Raw genomic sequence first — 19,788 nt, 5'->3', positions numbered from 1 at the left:
TGGGCTTCCCGTGGCCGATGACCAGCAGGATGGCGCCAAATCCACGCCTGAGCCCTACTTCGAGCCGATAGGGCCGCGGTCCGACGAGTGGTTCCAGCCCGCAGATGACGACGACGACGGCGAGCCCCGGCGCCGGGGGCCTGGCCTCGGGGCGACGGTACTTGCGGCTGCAGCCGACTGGGCCGCAAGCCTGGGGACCCTGCGTTTCTGGGCAGTGGCAGTTGGGTCGCTTTGCGCAACCTGGGTCGTCGTCGCTGGCCTGGTCCTCCTGCCCGGACCTGACGGGGATTCAGCTGAATGGATGCCCGTCCCGATGCTCACCTACGTGCTGGCGTCGTCGTTGCTTCCGGCCTCGGCCGCGCTGACGGCAGTTCATTGGGGAATGTCCGCCCAAGGAGGGGCAACCGGCCCGGAACACGGCCGCAGCCTTTCCACGGCAGTGCTCGCCGGTGCGCTGCGCAGCCTGGTATTCGCCCTGCTCGTTCTGTTGACGCTGCTGATGCAAGCGGCTGCCGCCGGCCTGCCCGGAAACGTGGCGGCCATTTCGGCCGGCCTGGCAGCGGTCGAAGGTGCCATCTTCGTTGGCATGGGGGTGGCGGTTGCAGCACTGGCGCGCCACAGGTTCGTGAGCCGGCTTGCGGGGTGGTCGCTGGCTTTGTTCCTGGTTGCGGGGACAGTTGCGGCCACCTCCCTCCTGGTCCCGGCCGTGCGGTCAGAGGAGCCGGTGACTGTGGCCCTCAACGTGGTGCGGGCAGCGGACGGAACTCCCGTGGCCTATGAGTGCAGCGGTATTCCGGCCGGGACCGTCGAGGTGCACCGGACGGAACGGATCACCTGGCTGGCCACTGCCAGCCCAACCGTGGTGTTCGTTGCACTGGCCGGCCAGCCGGGCGCCGGCGCCGAGCTGCTCGGATGGCTTTCGGCGGCGCTGCAGGAAGCGGCGGACGGTACCGCGGTTCCCTGTGTCAATGGTGAACCGCGAAGCCAGGATTCCCCGCGGTTGCCGTTGGCAGCGCTGGGCCTTCTCCTGCAGGCAGGCGTGACAGCCGCCCTGCTGGCCGCTGCCCGCGCGGCTGCTGCGGCCCGCCGTCGAAACGCGCCGCAAGGGGCCTAGCGGCGCTGGCGGGCCGCTCGCAAATCAGGTCAGTGCGTTGCGGCGGCCTTCGAAAGCACGTCCCAGGGTGACCTCATCCGCGTACTCAAGGTCTCCGCCCACGGGAAGGCCGGATGCCAGCCTGGTGACCGTGATGCCGATGGTCTTGAGCATTCGCGCCAGATAGGTGGCCGTCGCCTCTCCCTCGAGGTTGGGGTCGGTGGCGATGATGACTTCCTGGATGGCGCCGTCGTTCAGCCGGGTCAGCAGTTCACGGATCCGGAGTTGCTCCGGGCCGATGCCGGCGATGGGGTTGATGGCCCCGCCCAGCACGTGGTAGCGGCCGCGGAACGAACGCGTGCGCTCCACCGCCAGTACGTCCTTGGACTCCTCCACCACGCAGATGACGGCGGGATCCCGGCGAGGGTCCCGGCAGATATTGCAGAGCTCCTGCTCGGTGACGTTTCCGCACACGGTGCAGAACTTGACCCGGTCCTTGACGGTGGTGATAGCGTCCACCAGCCGTTTCATATCCTGGGGATCCGCTTCAAGGATGTGGAACGCCAGCCGCTGTGCGGACTTGGGACCCACGCCTGGAAGGCGTCCAAGCTCATCGATCAGCTCCTGGACAGCACCTTCGTACACAGTTTCCTCTTTAGCTTGGAATGGACAGCGGGTCATGCAACAGCGGTTCCATCCGGTTCACGCCGGACAACGGGGTCAGTACCGGGGCGGGAGGGGGCTTCCGTCCGCGGAGCGCTCCTCGATCAGCTTTCCGCCCAGAATACGCTCCACTGCTGCACGGCCGAACACCCCGGACTCCTCGATGGTCTCATCGTCGGCGCTCGGAATGTCCTGGACGTAGGTGGCCGCTGCCACGGCTGCACGTGCCGGGGCCTTGGCCCGCCCGGCCTCAGCTTCGGGGCTGTTGGACAGCCGCTGGTACAGGCTTTGCCGGCTACCGGTTCCCGGTGCAGGGGAAACGGCAGGAGATGGTGCGCCGGCCCTGGACGGGACGGCGGCGGGAGCAGCCGAAGGAGCCTGCCGCGCCGGGGCAAGGGTGTTGGCCGGGCCGGCGCCGGGTGCAGTAGCGGCCATCGCGTACTCCGGTGCACGGACGGCTTCGGGCTCCGATGCGGACGGCGCGCCAAATTCGCGCCCCTGCTGGATGGGCGGTACCTGGTCTGCAGGTGCGTGGGCAGGAGCTGTGGCAAGACCCCAGTCCGGTTCGCTGGCTGCACCCGCCGAGGAGACCGGAATGGACGGGGGAACCCGGGCTGTGGCCGGCTCGTAGCGGGACGCAGCCGTCTGCCCTGATGGGGTTTCCCCAGCGGAGGCGGGGAAGCGTCCTAGGTTGCTTTCGTTTCCGACCACCCACACACCCGGGGCCTGCTCCACCGCCCGGGCCCAGGGATCCTGGACGGGTGTGTCCGCTGCCGGCTTGTGTGCGGATGCCGGTGCTGCGGCGGCAGGGGACGTGCCTGGGGCAAGCTGGACGGGGGAAGTCTGGACGGGGGATCCGGGGGGACGGGTTCCTTCGGTGCCGGTTCCTTCGGTGCTGGTTCCTCCGGCAGGGCCCGGTCCCCTGGTGCAGCTGGCTGCCGGTACAGATGCAGCTGTGCGGCTGCCCGTATATGCAGCCGAAGGCTCCCAGTCCGCCGGAGGTTCTTCATCCAGCGGGGGAGCGTCTTCATCCCGGGGCGGGCCCCAGTCGTCATCTGAGTACGAGTAGTCGCCCTCCAGCGGAGGGTAGGAATTCTGGCCGGATCCAGCGCGGGCAGCAGCCTGCCCGGACGGCGCCAGTGCGGGAGGCCCGCTTGCCTCAGGGGCCGTGCTGCCCCGCCCGGATGTCGGTTTGACGGGGCCGGGTGCAGGGCTGCCGGTTCCCGTCACCGGGACGGAAGACGTGGGAGCCGGTTGCCGTGTGGGCAGGGGTACGGGCGTTCCCTCTTCAGCGACCGCCGGAGCGGAAGCCGCCGCCTGCGCGGCAGGCTTTGCCGCTGCCGGTTCCGGTGCAGGTGCAGGCGCGGGGGCCAGGCCCCACGCCACATCAGCTGAAGTGGGGGCGGCCGCCTGACGGGATGGTGCTTTTGGGTTTGGTTCAGAGCTCGCCTGGCTGGCGCCACCGGCAACTGCATTGATCTGGCAGTCGATCCCCACCGTCTTGTGGATGGCCTGGCGGAGGTTCTCTGAATGGTCAGCCCGCCCGAAAGCGCCGGCGAGACCTGAGGTGGTAAAAGACAGGGTCAGGACGGCACCGTCAAAAGCGCTGACCTGGGCGTTGGGCTCCACAAGTGCCCAGGTGCTGCGCTTGATCCTGGACAACGTCTGGAGCACATCCGGCCAGGCGCGGCGGAGAACCTCCACGTCGCCCATGGCAGGGGGATTGGCCGGGGAAGTTTTTTGAGGAGCAGCGTCGCTCGGAGCCGCTGTGGCAGCTGCCGGAACACGGTCCGCTGCCGGGCTTTCCAGTGCAGGGCTTTCCGGTGCCGGACGCTCCGGGCCGGGCCCGGCAGGAGCCGGGCGTTCGGGCGCAGCGCGTTCGGGCACTGGGCCCCGGGATACCGGGCGTTCCGACACCTGGTCTCGAGACAACTGCTGGCCCGGTCCTTCAACCGGCCAGTCGTTGGTGCTCACGCGGGGAGGGGTCAGGGGAGCCCTGGGACCTGTTTCCGGAGATCCCTGGCCACCGGATGCTGGAACGGCGGGACGCGGTTCGAGGGGAGTGGATTCCGGTCCGGCCGGCTGGACGGTAGCGACCGGCTGAGGCTCCTCGCGCCGTGGCGGTGGTGCGACGGCAGGGGCAGGTGCGGCGGCGGCAACGGGTGCGGCGGTAACCGATGCGGCTGCGGGGGTGCCGGTTGCGCCTGCGCCGGCGGGAGCATCGACGTTGTTCCCGGCGTAGCTGAAGCGGCGTTCAACCCGGTCCATCCGGGCCGCCAGGCCGCGTTCGTTCTGGTCGGACGTGGGCAGCAGGATCCGCGCGCAGAGCAGCTCAAGGTGCAGTCGCGGGGACGTGGCCCCGGTCATCTCCGTGAGTGCCGTGTTGGTGACGTCCGCGGCCCGCGACAGCTCTGCCGAACCAAGGTTGTGCGCCTGGTTCTGCAGCCTGGCAATCTGGTCCGCGGGCATCCCGCGCAGGATGGTGTGGGCGCTCTCCGGCATGGCCTTGACGATGATCAGGTCGCGGAAGCGCTCCAGCAGGTCCTCAACGAAGCGGCGGGGATCGTGGCCGGTCTGGATGACGCGGTCCACTGCCCGGAAAACGGTGGCGGCATCGGAGGCGGCCACAGCCTCCACAACGTCATCCAGGAGCGAGGCGTGGGTGTAGCCAAGCAACGCCACCGCGAGTTCGTAATCGAGCCCGTTGGGACCGGCCCCCGCCATCAACTGGTCCAGGACGGACAGCGAGTCACGGACCGACCCGCCTCCGGCACGAATCACCAGCGACAGGACCCCGGGGGCCACGGGGACATTCTCCTGGCTGCACAGCAGTTCCAGGTACGCCATCAGGGGTTCGGGCGGTACCAGCCGGAAGGGATAGTGGTGCGTGCGTGAGCGGATGGTGCCGATGACCTTGTCCGGCTCGGTGGTGGCAAAGATGAACTTGATGTGTTCCGGCGGTTCTTCAACGATTTTCAGCAGCGCGTTGAAGCCTGCAGACGTGACCATATGGGCCTCGTCAATGATGAAGATCTTGTAGCGGTCCCGGACAGGGGCAAAGGTGGCCCGCTCACGGAGGTCACGGGCATCGTCAACACCGCCGTGGCTGGCGGCGTCGATCTCGATGACATCCAGCGAGCCGGAGCCGCCGCGGGCCAGTTCAACGCAGCTGGGGCATTGACCGCAAGGGGTGTCTGTGGGGCCTTGGGCGCAATTAAGGCAGCGGGCCAGGATGCGGGCGGAGGTGGTCTTGCCGCAGCCCCTGGGGCCGGAAAAAAGGTAGGCGTGGTTGACGCGGTTTTTCCGCAAAGCCGTCATGAGCGGCTCGGTGACATGCTCCTGACCGATGACGTCGGCGAACGAGTCGGGACGGTATCTGCGGTAGAGGGCGGTAGTAACTGTCACAGAGAAAACCCTACCAATCCGGGCCGACATCCTGCCGCCCTGTGGGGGAATAGTAAAGACCCCCCATGCACCCGCCAGAGCCCGCCTACCCTTGCTACCTTCCGGTCCTGGGGGAGTTCAACAGGATGACGCCACATGAGGGGCCGTCAGATACTTTACCCGATCATCCGGCACGGTTCGAATCGGGCCCGGGCCGCCAGCCTTCCACGCGCCAGCTCATGAACGCGGGTTCTTCATAGGGGTGGGCAGCGCGCAATGCGGCAACGACCTGTGGCAGCAGCCGCTCCTCGACCACGCACTCGATCCGGTCCTCCGCCACCTCCTCCGGCATCCCCTTTTCGCCAAGGAAGGGGCGCGCGCCTGCTTCCGGGGTAAAGCGGCCGGTTCCGGGAGTTGTGAAGGAGCAGTGGGAGTAGTTTCCGATCCTTCCTGCGCCGGCGTCGCCGATGGCCGCCAGGACCAGTTCCGTGTGGGTTCTGGGCGAGTAGATCACCAGGGCATGCAGCTCGGTCATGGTTCCACTGTGCCCCAAGTCCCGCTGATTGCCCTGATTTCATTGCTTATCCCTCCAGCACCCGTGATCATGGGTATGTACACCGATTGGGGCAATCTCCAGATTGTGAGCTGTGTGGCCTGGCTGAACGGGGCCGGACCCGGCAGCTCAACGGCGTACCAGAGGAATGGGCGCGTTGGGGGCGTCCATTTCCGGTTAAGGCGGAATCCCTGGAATTCGCAGAACGGTTCCCCGGTTGGCTGGGCGCCGGAAGCGTTCCGGACCCCAATTTGGGTGATGCGCGAAACGTCAGGTAGTCTAGTACCTGCTTTTGATTCAGAAGCAGTTGGAGAATTCGCCTAGCGGCCTATGGCGCACGCCTGGAACGCGTGTTGGGTTAACGCCCTCGGGGGTTCAAATCCCCCATTCTCCGCCGGTCGAGAACCCGGTCCCGCCTCCGCGGGGCCGGGTTCTTGCGTTTATCCGCTCTATTGCCGGGCCTGGCCGAGCTGTTACAGATCGGCTTCCGGACACCCCAGCCGCCGCAGCCGGGCCCGGGCGGCCATTTCGCTTGGACCCTTGGGCCCCAGGGCCAGGCGGACGACGCCGAGGACGGCCTTGGTAGCCAGCCTCACTGGAAGGGGGAACGGGCCCAGCCGGGGTACTTCCAGTGCGAGCATCTCCCGGTACCTTGGCTCCAGGCTGTACACCGCACCGGCGAACAGGATGCGGTAGCCGGGGCGCAGCATCGGATGCAGCGGTGCGTTGCGGATGAAGTCCACGGTTTCAGCCACCCGAGCGTCCACACGCAGTTCGTTGCTCCCGTACCAGCGGTCCAGTTGATGCCGCATCTCCGCTTCCGTCAGCGGCGGATTGTCCACGCCCATCAAAGTGCCGGCCTGCGCCCACTCCCTGACGTATGCGTCAGGTCCGCCGGGGATGCTGCCGCCCCAGATTTTGTGGGCCGTCAGGAAGGCATCAGTGAAGGCGATATGGATCCATGCGGCCAGTTCCGGATCGTTGGCACTGTAGCTGCGCAGTGTCCCCAGGTTGTCGCTGTAGCTGCCCTGCACCGGTTCGTGCAGGCGGCGGACCTTTCGCGAGGCCTCCTCGGCAGCGGCCCTGGAGCCATACGTCACGGTGAAGATCCAGCGGATGGTGTGGGCCAGCCGGCCCAGCGGATCCTCCCGGAAATTCGAGTGTTCGTGGACCCCCGCCAAGGCGCCCGGGTGCAGGGACTGCATAAGCAGAGTGCGTATTCCGGCCACGATGGGGGACATGGAACCGTGCACCGCCCACACCGCAGAACCCGGGAGATGGTAGCCGGGGTCGTCTCCCTCTGACAGCCGCAGCGCCCAGTCCGGCGGGGCGTCCGACTTTCCGGTGAACGTCTTCTTGAGTTCGTCCTGCCATTTCCGGAGGAAATTGCGCATATCCCATTGTTGCCCACTGGAGGCCACCGCGCCCGTCCTGGGTAAGACCCCGAAGATAATCGGCAAAAACCCCCTATTTCGTGATTCGGGGTTCACGGGGGCACCGGCCGTATGGTCACATGGGTCTACCGTCAAGACAGCGTGCGGGTGGGACATCTCCGGGAGCGATCCATGGGCAAGAATCGGGGATCCGGTGCGGGCAAAAAACGCCCCGGTACGCGCCCTCCCACCGTCCGCGTCCTGACGGCTGCCAGCGCCCTGGCCGTATCCTTCTCCGTCCTGAATCTGTCCGACGGCCATGAGGCGCAGCTGTTGTCGTCAATTTCCGAGACGCCTGCGGAAAGCCTTCCGGATCCGGTCGAAAAGCGGGCCACTCCCGGTCCTGAAAGGCAGGCCGCCGAGCCCGCGGGGGTGGTGCTCCGGGGAGCGGAAGGCTTGGACCTTGACTCCCTGCCGCATTCCATACCCGGGAGCCAACCGGCCGTGGTGCCGTTCCCGCGGCCGGTGGTCGGCGGTTCAGGTCCGGAAGGACCGGTGCCGGTGGCAGTTGGCTATAAAGGGGTTGGAAGGCCTGCTGCCGGATACCTCATGGCACCCTTGGAGTTCTTGAACCCCAGCTCACCCTTCGGGTTCCGGATCAGTCCATTGACCGGGACGGCCGGTGACTTCCATCTGGGACAGGATTATGCTGCCCCGTGCGGAACCAGGGTTTATGCTGCAGATTCCGGCGTCGTCCGGGCAGCGGGCTGGCACCCCTGGGGCGGTGGCAACCGGGTGGAAATTGACCACGGCAACGGCCTGGTGACCACGTATAACCACCTCGAATCGGTGACCGTCCGCAGGGACGATACGGTGCAGGTGGGGCAGGTTGTTGGGCGGGTAGGCAGCACAGGATGGTCAACCGGCTGCCATTTACACTTTGAAACCATATTGAATGGCTGGCACATAAGCCCCTTGAAATGGCAGTTCGTGGGCCTTGCGGCGCTCGCTGGTGGTGGGCTGGAGGAGTCGTTGTCATATACCCCGGGCTCTGGTTCACCGGCTGAATGGCTCAACTGGACTCTCCCTGGAATCAAGGACACCGAACCGAAATTGCACACAGCAGAGGCAGGTTCGCCCACGACGCAATCCGTCGCGGCGAAGCCTTCGCCCACCGGCTCGTCGCCGTCGCCCAGCGCTTCATCGCCGTCGTCCACCCAGCCCTCACCGTCTGCCACCGATCCCTCACTGTCTGCCACCGAGCCGTCAGCGTCTCCAAGCGGGCCGACGACGTCCCCCACTGAGCCGTCAGCTTCGCCGGCCGAGCCGTCACCCTCGCCGGCCGAGCCGTCGCCTTCGCCGACTGAGCCCGCGCCGTCACCTACCGAGCCTCCGCCGTCGCCAACTGAGCCTCTGCCGTCCCCGAGCGAGCCTTCGCCAGTCCCCGTTGAGCCAACCCCGCCACCGGCTGAGCCTGCGCCGACACCTGTGGAGCCCGCGCCGGCTGAGCCTGCGCCGACACCTGTGGAGCCCGCGCCGGCTGAGCCTGCGCCTGCTCCGGTTGAGCCGGCGCCTATTGAGCCTGCGCCATTGCCGGTTGAGCCGGTGCCGACTGAACCTGTGCCGACACCGGTAGAACCGGCGCCAGCCCCCATTGAGCCGACGCCAACCGAACCGGTGCCGGTTCCGGTTGAGCCTGCACCTTCAACCACCGAACCCGCAACGGTGGAAACAGCGACGCCGGAGCAAACCGCGACATCAACCCCGTAGGGCCGGGCAGGCCTGCGGGAGAATTCGAGGCGCCACCCGTACACGGTTTGACCGGCTACGAATCCCCGACGTGAACAACTTCGTGAGGACCAAACGCCCGGCGTCCCTGTACCCCATTCCGCTGACCCTGAATGACGGCACCGAAACGGAGTTCGAAAGGTTTAAGGGGAAGGTGGTGTTGGTGGTCAACGTAGCCTCCAACTGCGGCTTTACTCCCCAATACGCTGGCCTGGAAGCCCTCTACGGGAAGTTCCGGGACCGCGGCTTCGAAATCCTCGGCGTCCCGTGCAACCAGTTCGCGGGCCAGGAGCCGGGCAGCGACAGCGGGATCGCCGAATTCTGCCAGCGCAACTTCGGCGTGACCTTTCCTCTGACGGAGAAGTCCCGGGTGTGCGGCAAGGGCCAGCACCCGCTGTATGCGGAGCTCACCAAGTTCAAGACCGGACTGCTGCCGGGGTTGGTGAAATGGAACTTCGAGAAGTTCCTGGTGAACCGCGACGGCGAGGTGGTGGACCGGGTTGCGCCCACTGTTGAGCCGGACTCGGCGGTGATTATCGACGCGATCGGGAAGGCCCTGGGCGATTGACCGGCCCCGGGGCGAAGAAAGTGCGCAGAAGCGCAGTTCTTTTATCTTTTTCCACATCGGCTACGGCGATTTGCCCAAAGTTTGCCAAATGTCTGGTTGGATAAATATTACTGAAGGGTACAAGGGGAGAGCCGCTTCCCACCGACCACAGAGGTAGCAATGGAGCACATCGAGGCCGAACATCCCCGGCCACGCCACTTCCTACTCCACTTGAGCGATCCCCACCTGTTGGGGGGTCCGGACCCCCTGTACGGCGTTGTTGACAGCGAAGCCCGCCTCATCCAGCTCTTTGACGAGGTCAAGGCGTCCGGGGCGCGGCCTGAGGCTGTCATTTTCACCGGTGATCTCGCAGACAAAGGCCATCCCGAGGCGTACCGGAAGCTGCGCGCCATCGTGGAGCCCGCATGTCAGGAGATGGGTTCGCAGGTTATCTGGGCCATGGGCAACCACGACAACCGGGCGAACTTCCGGAAGGGCCTGCTGGACCAGCCAGGCAACGACGCCCCTGTGGACCACAGCTACTTCATCAACGGCCTGCGCGTCATCACCCTGGACACCTCGGTTCCCGGGTTCCATCACGGCGAGCTGAGCGGGTCGCAGCTGGAGTGGTTGGCCCGCGAACTGGCGACCCCGGCTCCTGACGGCACCATCCTGGCATTGCACCATCCGCCGGTCCCGTCGGTCCTGGACCTCTCAGTGCTGGTGGAACTGCGGGACCAGGCCTCGCTGGCGGCCGTGGTGCGCAACTCGGACGTCCGGACCATCCTGGCCGGCCACCTGCATTACTCCACCACGGCAACGTTTGCCGGCATCCCTGTCTCGGTGGCCTCGGCAAGTTGCTACACCCAGGACCTCAACGTCCCGGTGGGCGGCACCCGCGGGCAGGACGGCGGGCAGGCCTTCAACCTGGTGCACGTCTATGAGCACACCATTGTCCACTCGGTGGTTCCGCTGGGCAGGTCGACGACGGTGGGCGAGTACGTGACCCCCGAAGAGACCGCGAGGCGGCTCGAGGCAGCAGGGGTCCGGATTCCCGAGACCACCAAGCAGCGCAGCGGGGCCCGGCTGGGCGTGCCTTCCAATAGCTAAAAAGCAAAAGCAGGAGGCCGGTCCCGTCGGGACCGGCCTCCTGCTTTTGCCGCCGTGTTGGGAGTCTGGGATGCTACTTCTCCCAGGGCGCCTTGACAGGGAAGTACTTCTCCAGGAAGTCGGTCACCACTTCGGCCCGCTCGTCAGCATCCACCTCGGGGAAGCTGCCGTCATTGAGGCAGAAGAAGTCCATGTTCCGCTTGGCCAGCAGCTTGGGAAGGTAAGTCAGGCCGGCGCGCATGGTGGTATCCACGTAGCGGACCTTTGCGGCCGTCTGCGTGACCGCACGGCCGGTCAGCAGCGCGTAGTAGTGGTAAAAGGAGTTCGTGACGGAGATGTTGTCCGCGGCACGGAACCGGCTGGCCGCAGTCTTCCGGAACTCCTCGGGGAACTCCTCTTCCATGGTGGCCACCACGCTCCGCCGGAGCGGTGCAGCACAGTGCTCCAGGTGCCGCGTGGTGATCCGGCCGAACCGGTTCCACAGCAGCTTGCGGTTAACCCGGGCGGCGTTCTCGAAGCCGCTGCGCTCGGCCGCGTTCTCGCCCAGGCCGATCCGGGTTTCCGCCTCAATGAACTTGGTGATCCCGCCCGGGGTGAAGAACAGGTCCGGGCTGACGGGCCTGCCAAAGAACATGTCGTCGTTGGAGTAGAGGAAGTGCTCCGAGAGCCCCTCAATGTGGTGCAGCTGGCATTCCACAGCCTGCGAGTTGTGGGTGGGCAGCACCGACGGATCGCTGAAGAACTCCTCGCTCCGGACGATCGTCACGGAGGGATGGTCCGCCAGCCACGCCGGGGCCGGGGAGTCCGTGGCGATGAAGATGCGGCGGATCCACGGCGCAAACATGTACACGGACCGCAGTGCGTACTTGAGTTCATTGATCTGCCGGAAGCGTGCCTCATGGTCGTCGCCCTCGCCCAGGACATGGCCGTTCTGCTGGGCGCGCCGGGCGGCAATGTACTCCGGTGAACTGCCGTCCACCCAGGAGAACACCAGGTCGATGTCGAAGCTGATGTCGCTGGCGTGGTCCGCGAACATGTTCTCGATGGTGGGCCAGGTGTGCCCGTAGCGCTCCACAGTCCCGCGGACCGCGTCCTGGCGCAGCAGGGTCCGGCGCGTCAGGGAGTTCTCGATGGGAAGGATGATCTCCTCGCCCTCGAAGGACCAGAGCTCGATCTGCACGCCGGCGGAGGCACCGAAATCAAAGCCGCCCCCGGGTTCAACCCGCGGCCGGTACAACCGGAAGATGCGTGCCTGGCGGCTGGTTGAAAGCTCGCCGTCGGCTACGAGGACGGCGGTCTTCTTCTTGGCATCCACCGTCATGGAGTAGAAGGGTTCGTCCCGGCAGGCCTCCACCAGGGCGGCGCGCAGCTTCTTCCTGTCCCTCCAGTCCAGGGCTATGACCGGGCGGTCATTGTTGCCGCGGACCAGCAGGTAGGCAAGGCCGGAATCCGCGAGGACATTCCGCAGAAACAGCAGGTCCTCCACCATGGCCTGGTAGTGGGTCCTGTTGTAGTTGATCAGGGCATAGCGGCCCTTGTGCCTGATGACGTCGGGGCGGTGCTTCAGGCGACGCTCCGCAGCAGCGGAGGTCGCCTCCTCGTGAAATTGTTCCTCTACGGACGCCTGGCCACCGAAGTAGATTTCGTCCTGAACCGGTGCTTCTGTAATGGTTATCTCCGTGCTGGTGAAGTATGCGTTCCTACCTGCATGATAGCCCCGCCCGGGAAACGGCAGGTTCCGGCCGGGCCGCCGGCCACGGCCCTAGACGCCCAGCGCCTCCCGCCAGCTCCGCAGGAAAGCGCCGCCGGCGTCGTCATGGATGACCGTGGCTTCAAGCCCCAGATCGGCCGCAGTGAGGACCTCGTACGGCTTGGCCGGAACACCATCGGCGGGACGGACGTCCACGTGCTTCACCGCATGGTCGTTGTGGTGCAGCCAGTCCGCCATCGCATAGTCAGTGCGGGAATCGCCCACTGTACGCCAGGCCTCAGGGGTGATGCCCTGCGCGGCCAGCAGTTCCACCGCCCGGCTGGCACCGAGGTCCTTGCCCAGGCGAACGGACTCGATGTCCGTGGAGATGATGGTGGGGTCCACGCGGTAGTCCACCTCGTCGTCGGAATTCGGGGCATGGTGGTCCAGCCGGACCACGCCCAGCCCGTGCCGTGCCATCAGGCCCATGGCATCGGCGTCAAAGAGCTTTTGTTCCGCGAGGTACTCGGCGCTGGGGACCTCAATGTGCTGCTCCACGGACACCATGGCCCGCTTGGTCTCGTCGAAGAACATGTGCGCCGCGTAGTCCTCGGCCACCAGCCGGCGGACGTCGTCCCCGTAGGCCGCGGGTACGGCGAGCTCACGGTCCACGTGGATGGGGCCGGGACCGGCCGAGGTGTAGCTGAACCAGACGGCACCCTTTTCGCAGACCGCGTGGATGATGGTGCCGCTGGGGATTCCGGCCTCGATCATAGGTGCCATGACCTGTTCACGAATGAAGGCGTCCGAGCGGCCCGTGTTGAAGATAACGGGGATACCGGCGGTGGCGAGCGCCACCATGTCGCTGATGATCTCCGGTTTGACGTCGCGCGTGAGCGGACTCGCCACCGGGCCGTCAACGTCGAGCAGGAGCGCCAGGGGCGGGGCGGACGGCGCGTGGACACCGGGCACGGGCATGGCGGGGGACTCGGAAGCTGTCATGGGGCCCATTCTTTCAGCAGCGCCGGGCAGTTCCTGAACCGGCAGCCGAAGATCACCGGCTGTGACATGGTCACTGTTTGGCTACAACCTGCCGGCGGCACGGCCGGGCACTTTCGCTCAGCTTGCCGGGATGCCTAGGGTTGCAGGGTGATATTCAAAGCTGTGGGCGAGGGCCGCCCTTACCCCGACCATGGTTACAGCACGCCCAAGGAGTGGGCGTCGCTGCCGCCGCGGCCGGTGCGGCTGGACGAACTGGTGACTACCAAGCGCACCCTTGACCTGGAGGCCCTGCTGGCTGAGGACTCCACTTTCTTCGGCGACCTCTTTCCGCATGTGGTGCAGTACCAGGGGACCCTGTACCTGGAGGACGGCCTGCACCGGGCCGTCCGGACGGCACTGCACCAGCGCACCGCGATCCATGCCCGGGTCCTGGTGCTCGATGGCTAGGAAGAGGAAGGTGCAGGATGCCAGCATCCTGCACGGCCACCACGTGGTGAGCGGCCCGGAACTGCGGGCCACCTTCGGCGCGGCGGCCCGGGACGCGGACGATACGGCCAGGGTGCGCCGCAGGGTGCTCCACGGCATTGTGCTGGTGCTCCTCATAGGCGTGATCGCCGCGGGCATCATCACTGCCCTGGCGATCATCAACGGACGGTTCACCATACCCACGGCTGAACCGGCCGAGGAAAAAGTCTCCACGTGCCCCGCGGCCACTTTCGACTACACGCTGCCGGAACAGATCAACCTGAATGTCTACAACTCCACCAGCAGGCCGGGCCTTGCCCGGTCCGTGGCGGACGAGTTCCTGGCGCGGAAGTTCGTGGTGGGGGATGTGGGCAACGTCGACGCAGGCTACCGGGGTGTAGCCGCAGTGATCTCCGGTGCAGCTGGACAAGCGGCCGCTTTCAGTGTCCAGCGGAACCTGCCGGGTTCGGACTACTTCCAGGACGGCAGGACGGACGGCAGCGTGGATGTGATCCTGTCCCAGGATTACACGGCGCTGGCCCCGCCCGACCTCGTGGACCAGACGCCCGGAAAGCTCAGCTGTCCCCGGGAAAGCCGCCGCGTTGCCGATGATGACAGGTGGCCGGTCATGCCGTCGGCGGCGCCGGCCTCCTGAACCGCGGCTTCCTGAGCTTCCGCTTTCCGGTACTTAGCCGGCCACGGCGGGCAGTGGGGCGATCCGAACCGGGTGGCCTTCGTCGTCGAACCTTGCCCCGGCGCCCAGCTGGATGAATCGCACCGTCCTGGCCACGCGCGCCTCCAGTTCCGCCGGCTCGTCGCTGCCCCGGGCTGCGCTGGAGGAGAGCGTTCCCAGGATCAGCTGCGCCTGCTGCCCGATGTCCGCCACCGGCAGGTAGCCCTGTGCCATCCCGTCGCGCAGGATGCCCTGCAGCAGCACGCTCAGCTCGCCAACATGGTCGGCCAGTTTTGCAAACGACGACGGCGACAACACGGCGCCCATGGCGGGTCCCGGGGGCAGGTGGCGGCGGGAGAGGTCCACCACTTGGGCGCGCACGTACAGAGCCAGCCGTTCCACCGGGTTGTCCAGGCGGTCCAGGGCGTCGCGCAGTTCCGTGAGGAACTTCTCCGTCTCGTCAAGGGCGTACGAGATCAGCAGTTCCTCGATGTCCGCGTAGTAGTTGTAGACGGCGGTCCGCCCCACGCCGGCGTGCCGGGCCACGTCTGTCATGGTCAGGCCGGGGAGCCCGTGCGAGAAGAGGAGTTCACCGAAGGCCGTCAGGATGCGTCGCTGGGTATCCGCCCGCTGCTCGGCGTTGCTGGCCGCTGAAATCCTTGGCATACAGACACTTTACCGCTGTGTGTCAGTAAACCTGGTGCCGGACGTGCCCGAATTCAGACCGTGCAGCCGTCCGGGCCGCATGCATCGCCTTCGCCGGAGTTCACCAGCACCAGCGGGTTGGCATCCTGCCAGGCCTGGTTGAGCGCCGCCGTGAAAGTCGCTGTGGGCTGGGCCCCGGAGAGGCCGAACTTCCGGTCGATGACGAAGAACGGGACACCGCTGATGCCCAGGGACCGTGCCTCCTGGATATCGAAGCGGACGTCGTCGGCGTACTTGTCCGTGGTGAACAGTTCCTCCACTTCGCCGGCGGGGATGCCCAGCTCCTTGCCCAGCGTTGCCAGGTACTCCCGGCTGCCGATGTCCTTGCCGTGCTCGAAATGGTCGCTGAGCAGGCGCTCCTTGGCCTCGTCCTGCCGGCCGTGGGCGGCAGCGAGGTGGATCAGGCGGTGCCCAGCGAAACTGTTGGCCACCACCACCTTGTCGAAGTGGTAGTCCAGCCCCTCGCCCCTTGCCTGCTGCGCAACATGGTCGAACATCTGCGAAACCTGCTCCGGCGCGATGCCCTTGCGGGTGCTCAGGTACTCCTGCTCCGTGCCGTCATAGTGCTCCGGAAGGGTGGGGTCCAGCTGGTAGCTCCGCCACGTGACCTCCACTGCGCCGCGGTGGGGGAAGGCAGCCAGGGCGGCCTCGAAACGGCGCTTGCCGATGAAACACCAAGGGCATGCGACATCGGACCAGATCTCAATCTTCATGCCCGGAACAACCAACCGGCGGTGCCAGCCATTCCGTGCCGCCGTGTTAGATACCCCACAGTAGGTCTTGTGGCCGGACGGATCGTGGGCAATAGTCTGATGTAGGTCATGCAGAGGCCGTCGATAGTACAAACACCGCCGAGTGGAAGCTAGAGCGTCCCCGCGGTGCTAACTAACTGCCTGGTTTAGCTGGGAAGCCCGGCCACATCACCTGGAGGCCAGGAATGCGGATTGGACTTGTTGCAGGACCGTGGATTCCGGTTCCCCCGCCGGCATACGGGGGCACGGAAAGGGTTGTGGACACCCTGGCCAGGGGCTTCACGGCAGCCGGGCATGAGGTCCTGCTGGCTGCCCCGTCGGACAGCACCTGCCCCGTTCCTCTGGTCGCCGGGATGCAGCCGGCAGCCCGGGAGGATATGGGTCTTACGATTTCCGAGCTCAGCCACGTGATCAGGGCCTACGAGGGCCTGCAGGACGTGGACATCATTCACGACCATACGCTGGCAGGCCCGCTGTACATGCACCGGCCGGCCGGGATTCCACTGGTTACCACCATCCACGGGCCGCTTCACAGTCAGGCGGTAGATATCTACAGGGCCCTAGCCCAACGCGCTTCCATTATCGCCATCTCCCGGGACCAAACCTCACACGCACCCTCTCTCCCCGTCACACGTGTGATCCACCATGGCATGGAGGTCGGGGTTGTGCCGGTGGGCAGCGGCCAGGGAAACTACCTGTGCTTTGTGGGACGAGCCTGCCCCGACAAAGGACTGGTGGAGGCCATCACGATCGCCCGTCAGGCCGGAATGCCGCTAAAGATCGCAGTGAAGATGCGGGAGCAGGACGAGATCCGCTACTTCCAGGACGTCATCGAACCCATGCTCGGGCCGAACGAAGAGTTTGTGGGGGAAGTCAACGACGACTCCAAGTTCAAACTGATGGGCGAGGCGCTGGCGTTCCTCAACCCGATCCAATGGCCGGAGCCATTCGGGCTGGTGATGATCGAGGCTCTGGCGACCGGCACGCCGGTGATTGGTACGCCGATTGGTTCCGCCCCTGAAATCATTGAGCATGGCCGCACCGGTTTTCTGGGGCCCACACGCGACTTGGCCGGATTCGTGGAAGCCGCGGCAGACATCAGCAGGGACCAGTGCCGCCAGGCTGTTGTCGACCGGTTCAGCATGGAACGCATGGTGGCCGAACACCTGATGCTTTTCACAGAGATCCTCGAAAGGAAGGTGCTGGCGGGGGTTCCGGATGCGATCAGGCTGCACCAGAATCGTTAAGGGCGGGCGGGCAACGGGTCCCGGCCGCACCCGCCGCTGGAGATAGGGAGTCCCTTCCATGACCGCCTGGAACGAAGACAACGAGGCATCCGTGTCCGACTCCGGCTCCGTAACTATCCTGGAAGGCTCGTCGTTCTGCATCTCGTCCGGAAGCGGTGATATCAGCCCCGACGGCAGCGCGAACGGCGTCTTCTTCCAGGACACCCGCATCATTTCCGCCTGGGTCCTGCGCATCAACGGCGCCCTGCGCGAACCCCTGGTGGCGCAGCGGCCGCATCCTTTCGAAGCGACCTTCGTGGGCAGGGCAACCTGGCCCGGCGGCCGGTTTGACAGCCCCTTGGTGGTCCGGCAGATCCGCCACATCGGGCCGGGACTCCAGGACGACATCACGCTGGAGAACTTTGCCGCCGAACCGGTGGAATGCGACATCGAGCTCCTGGTGGATTCGGACCAGGCCGACCTCTTCGACGTGAAGGGTGCGCGGACCACCGGCATTGACGACGCGACCCGGGAAGTGGTGGACGGCCGGCTCGTCATCGAAGCCACCCGGCACGGCCAGCAGCGCGGAACGGTGGTCAGTGCCAAAGGCGCGGAGGTCAGCACGGACGGGCTCCGTTTCCGGGCCACCATCCCGGGCCGGGGCAAATGGGCCGTCAGCATCATCGTTGTGCCGCTGGTGAACGGGTTGCCGCCCGAGAAACCATTCCGCGACGGGCAGTTGCCGCACCACCGCGAGGGCGTCCGCCGGCACCTGGACTGGGAAGAAGGCGTACCGCGGCTCAGCATCGAGGACGTCAAGCTGCAGGAACTGCTCAACCGGAGCCAGCGGGACCTGGGTGCACTGCGCATCTTCGACGCCCACCATCCGGAACGCGCGGCAGTTGCCGCCGGCGCCCCCTGGTTCATGGCCCTGTTCGGGCGGGACTCCCTGCTGTCGTCCTACATGAGCCTGCTGGTTAACCCCAACCTGGCCGCAGGTACGCTCCAGACCCTGGCGGGGATCCAGGGGAAGAAGGTTGACCCGGACTCCGAGGAGGAACCCGGACGCATCCCCCACGAGGTCAGGCTTGGCGTAACCGCCGGACTGTCCCTGGGCGGCACCGCCTATTACGGAACGGCCGATGCCACCCCGCTCTTCGTTGCCCTTTTGGGCGAACTGAGCCGCTGGGGGCTCTCCCGCGATGTCATCCGGCCGCTGCTGCCGCATGCGGACCGGGCACTGGATTGGATTGAGAAGTACGGAGACCGGGACGGCGACGGGTTTGTGGAGTACTGCAGGCCCAATGACCACGGCCTGGCCAACCAAGGCTGGAAGGACTCCTGGGACGGCATCAATTTCGCCGACGGCACCATGGCGGAAGCCCCCATCGCACTGTGCGAAGTCCAGGCCTACGTCTACGCCGCCTACATCGGCCGGTCACTGCTTGCCCGCTGGGACGGGGACGTGGCGCTGGAAAACCACTGGGCGGAGCGTGCAGCCGAGCTGAAAGCTGCCTTCAACGAGAAGTTCTGGCTGCCGGACAAGGGATACTTTGCCGTGGCACTGGACAAGGACAAGCGCCAGGTGGACGCCTGCACCTCCAACATGGGCCACTGCCTCTGGACCGGGATCGTGGACGAGGACAAGGCGGCGTCCGTTGCCGAACACCTGATGTCGCCGCAGATGTTCACCGGCTGGGGGATCCGGACGCTGGCCTCCGACATGGGGGCATACAACCCCGTCAGCTACCACAACGGCTCCGTCTGGCCCCATGACACCGCGCTGGTTGCCACCGGACTGATGCGGTACGGCTTCGTGGAAGAGGCCAAACGGGTGGCCGAAGGGATTTTCGACGCCGCTGAGCACTTCGATGGCCGGTTGCCCGAACTCTTCTGCGGCTTTGACCGGGGCGAGTTCCCGGGGCCGGTGCCCTATCCCACTGCGTGCTCGCCGCAGGCCTGGGCTGCGGCTGCGCCGGTGCAGCTGGCCCGCGTGCTGCTCCGCTTCGATCCCGTCTACACCCGCGGACTAGTGCATCTGTCGCCGATCCTGCCGGAATCCGTGGGCGAGTTCCGGGCCGAGAACGTGCTGCTGGACACGTCCCGGATCACCATCAAGGCCCGCGGGACTGACGGCAGCATCGACGGGCTGCCGCCGGGCGTGAAGCTGCTGCCGGTTCCCCGCCCACCCCTGGCCTACCCGCCGGAGGGCTACTGAGGAACTAGGGGACCTCGCGCTCCAGCACGAAGTCGTGTTCCACGGTGCCGCCGAGCTGGAAGGATTTGGTGCCTACCTTGCGGAACCCTGACTTCTCATAAAAGCGGATGGCCCTGGCGTTCTGGCTGTTGACGCCCAGCCAGGCCCCGGCCCCGCCGGCGGCAGCGGCGGCCTGGAGGCTGGCGTGCATCAGCTCGGCTGCCGCGCCCAGGCCATGGTGCCCGGGGTGGACATAACACTTGCTGAGCTCCACGGACGGCAGCAGGGTGAGCGCGGAGGCCACCTCGGGGTCAGCCGCCGGGCGGTTGACCAACAGGCTGTACCCGTCGAGCGGGCCGCCGGAGTCCAGCACCAGGATGATGATGTCCGGGTCGGTGAGGTAGCCCCGGAAGTGCCGCTCGCTGAGCGTATTGGCCAGGTGGGCCGAAATATCTTCGGGTGACGACGACGGCGGGCAGGCCAGCGGGAAGGTGACGGCCGCCAGCGCAGCCAGCGCCCCGGCGTCGTCCGCTGTTGCCCTGCGAATGGTGTGGCTCACGGTGCCCT

17 protein-coding genes, 1 tRNA gene, 1 other RNA gene and 1 pseudogene are annotated in these 19,788 nt (G+C 66.3%); 10 read left to right on the top strand and 10 right to left on the bottom strand.

Annotation, left to right across the window (positions count from 1 at the left end; all coding sequences use genetic code 11):
- Window positions 1-10: 10 nt before the first annotated feature.
- A complete protein-coding gene (locus AC5RUO_RS14370; protein WP_494103882.1) occupies window positions 11-1,114 on the top strand; it encodes a hypothetical protein in 1,104 nt (367 codons plus the stop codon).
- A gap of 24 nt (window positions 1,115-1,138) precedes the next feature.
- Here AC5RUO_RS14370 and recR read toward each other — a convergent pair whose 3' ends face one another.
- From recR to AC5RUO_RS14350, 4 genes are all read right to left on the bottom strand, one after another.
- Window positions 1,139-1,738, bottom strand: coding sequence for a recombination mediator RecR (gene recR, locus AC5RUO_RS14365; protein WP_009359069.1), 600 nt, complete (start codon window positions 1,736-1,738; stop codon window positions 1,139-1,141).
- A gap of 75 nt (window positions 1,739-1,813) precedes the next feature.
- Window positions 1,814-5,191, bottom strand: a complete 3,378-nt coding sequence (locus AC5RUO_RS14360) for a DNA polymerase III subunit gamma and tau (protein WP_494103881.1) — start codon at window positions 5,189-5,191, stop codon at window positions 1,814-1,816.
- 21 nt (window positions 5,192-5,212) lie between these two features.
- Window positions 5,213-5,309: signal recognition particle sRNA small type (gene ffs, locus AC5RUO_RS14355), an RNA gene on the bottom strand.
- 15 nt (window positions 5,310-5,324) lie between these two features.
- Entirely contained in the window at window positions 5,325-5,675 is a 351-nt protein-coding gene (locus AC5RUO_RS14350) for a hypothetical protein (RefSeq protein WP_494103880.1), read from the bottom strand.
- Between the two features lie 327 nt (window positions 5,676-6,002).
- On the opposite strand from AC5RUO_RS14350, the gene AC5RUO_RS14345 reads away from it, so the two are divergent.
- Window positions 6,003-6,087 (top strand) — tRNA-Ser (locus AC5RUO_RS14345).
- A 79-nt stretch (window positions 6,088-6,166) separates the two neighbouring features.
- On the opposite strand, the gene AC5RUO_RS14340 is transcribed toward AC5RUO_RS14345, so the two are convergent.
- Complete coding sequence (locus AC5RUO_RS14340) at window positions 6,167-7,087, bottom strand: oxygenase MpaB family protein (protein WP_494103879.1); 921 nt, start codon at window positions 7,085-7,087, stop codon at window positions 6,167-6,169.
- A gap of 111 nt (window positions 7,088-7,198) precedes the next feature.
- Between AC5RUO_RS14340 and AC5RUO_RS14335 the strand changes: the two are divergent.
- The 4 genes and pseudogenes from AC5RUO_RS14335 to AC5RUO_RS14320 all read left to right on the top strand — a co-directional run.
- A pseudogene (locus tag AC5RUO_RS14335) lies at window positions 7,199-8,029 on the top strand (M23 family metallopeptidase); the annotation flags it as partial.
- A gap of 104 nt (window positions 8,030-8,133) precedes the next feature.
- Window positions 8,134-8,370 carry a hypothetical protein gene (locus AC5RUO_RS14330; protein ID WP_494103948.1) on the top strand — a complete coding sequence of 79 codons (237 nt, stop codon included), beginning with the start codon at window positions 8,134-8,136 and terminating at the stop codon, window positions 8,368-8,370.
- Between the two features lie 536 nt (window positions 8,371-8,906).
- Window positions 8,907-9,422 (top strand): glutathione peroxidase, encoded by a 516-nt coding sequence (locus AC5RUO_RS14325; protein WP_494103878.1) that lies wholly within the window; start codon window positions 8,907-8,909, stop codon window positions 9,420-9,422.
- A gap of 159 nt (window positions 9,423-9,581) precedes the next feature.
- Window positions 9,582-10,511, top strand: a complete 930-nt coding sequence (locus AC5RUO_RS14320; protein WP_494010846.1) for a phosphodiesterase — start codon at window positions 9,582-9,584, stop codon at window positions 10,509-10,511.
- 73 nt (window positions 10,512-10,584) lie between these two features.
- Here AC5RUO_RS14320 and AC5RUO_RS14315 read toward each other — a convergent pair whose 3' ends face one another.
- Window positions 10,585-12,000 (bottom strand): stealth family protein, encoded by a 1,416-nt coding sequence (locus AC5RUO_RS14315; protein WP_494103877.1) that lies wholly within the window; start codon window positions 11,998-12,000, stop codon window positions 10,585-10,587.
- A gap of 273 nt (window positions 12,001-12,273) precedes the next feature.
- On the bottom strand, window positions 12,274-13,203 hold the full coding sequence (locus tag AC5RUO_RS14310) for a hypothetical protein (protein ID WP_494103876.1): 930 nt from the start codon (window positions 13,201-13,203) through the stop codon (window positions 12,274-12,276).
- Between the two features lie 147 nt (window positions 13,204-13,350).
- On the opposite strand from AC5RUO_RS14310, the gene AC5RUO_RS14305 reads away from it, so the two are divergent.
- Window positions 13,351-13,650 (top strand): type II toxin-antitoxin system VapB family antitoxin, encoded by a 300-nt coding sequence (locus AC5RUO_RS14305; RefSeq protein WP_009358464.1) that lies wholly within the window; start codon window positions 13,351-13,353, stop codon window positions 13,648-13,650.
- Window positions 13,643-14,323, top strand: coding sequence for a LytR C-terminal domain-containing protein (locus AC5RUO_RS14300; RefSeq protein WP_494010843.1), 681 nt, complete (start codon window positions 13,643-13,645; stop codon window positions 14,321-14,323). The genes AC5RUO_RS14305 and AC5RUO_RS14300 overlap by 8 nt, the downstream gene beginning before the upstream one ends.
- Before the next feature lie 33 nt (window positions 14,324-14,356).
- Here AC5RUO_RS14300 and AC5RUO_RS14295 read toward each other — a convergent pair whose 3' ends face one another.
- Together AC5RUO_RS14295 and AC5RUO_RS14290 are read right to left on the bottom strand one after the other, a co-directional pair.
- Entirely contained in the window at window positions 14,357-15,007 is a 651-nt protein-coding gene (locus AC5RUO_RS14295) for a TetR/AcrR family transcriptional regulator (RefSeq protein ID WP_494010842.1), read from the bottom strand.
- Window positions 15,008-15,060: 53 nt separating this feature from the next.
- On the bottom strand, window positions 15,061-15,759 hold the full coding sequence (locus AC5RUO_RS14290) for a DsbA family oxidoreductase (RefSeq protein WP_494103875.1): 699 nt from the start codon (window positions 15,757-15,759) through the stop codon (window positions 15,061-15,063).
- Window positions 15,760-15,983: 224 nt separating this feature from the next.
- Between AC5RUO_RS14290 and AC5RUO_RS14285 the strand changes: the two genes are divergently transcribed.
- Complete coding sequence (locus AC5RUO_RS14285) at window positions 15,984-17,045, top strand: glycosyltransferase family 4 protein (protein WP_494103874.1); 1,062 nt, start codon at window positions 15,984-15,986, stop codon at window positions 17,043-17,045.
- Window positions 17,046-17,103: 58 nt separating this feature from the next.
- Window positions 17,104-19,242 (top strand): amylo-alpha-1,6-glucosidase, encoded by a 2,139-nt coding sequence (locus tag AC5RUO_RS14280; protein WP_494103873.1) that lies wholly within the window; start codon window positions 17,104-17,106, stop codon window positions 19,240-19,242.
- Window positions 19,243-19,246: 4 nt separating this feature from the next.
- Here AC5RUO_RS14280 and AC5RUO_RS14275 read toward each other — a convergent pair whose 3' ends face one another.
- On the bottom strand, window positions 19,247-19,780 hold the full coding sequence (locus AC5RUO_RS14275) for a GNAT family N-acetyltransferase (RefSeq protein WP_494103872.1): 534 nt from the start codon (window positions 19,778-19,780) through the stop codon (window positions 19,247-19,249).
- Window positions 19,781-19,788: the final 8 nt, after the last annotated feature.

Source organism: Arthrobacter sp. Y3221087 (genome assembly GCF_059089905.1).
Note: the sequence above shows the minus strand (reverse complement) of the source record. Positions and strands in the feature narration are given on the sequence as shown.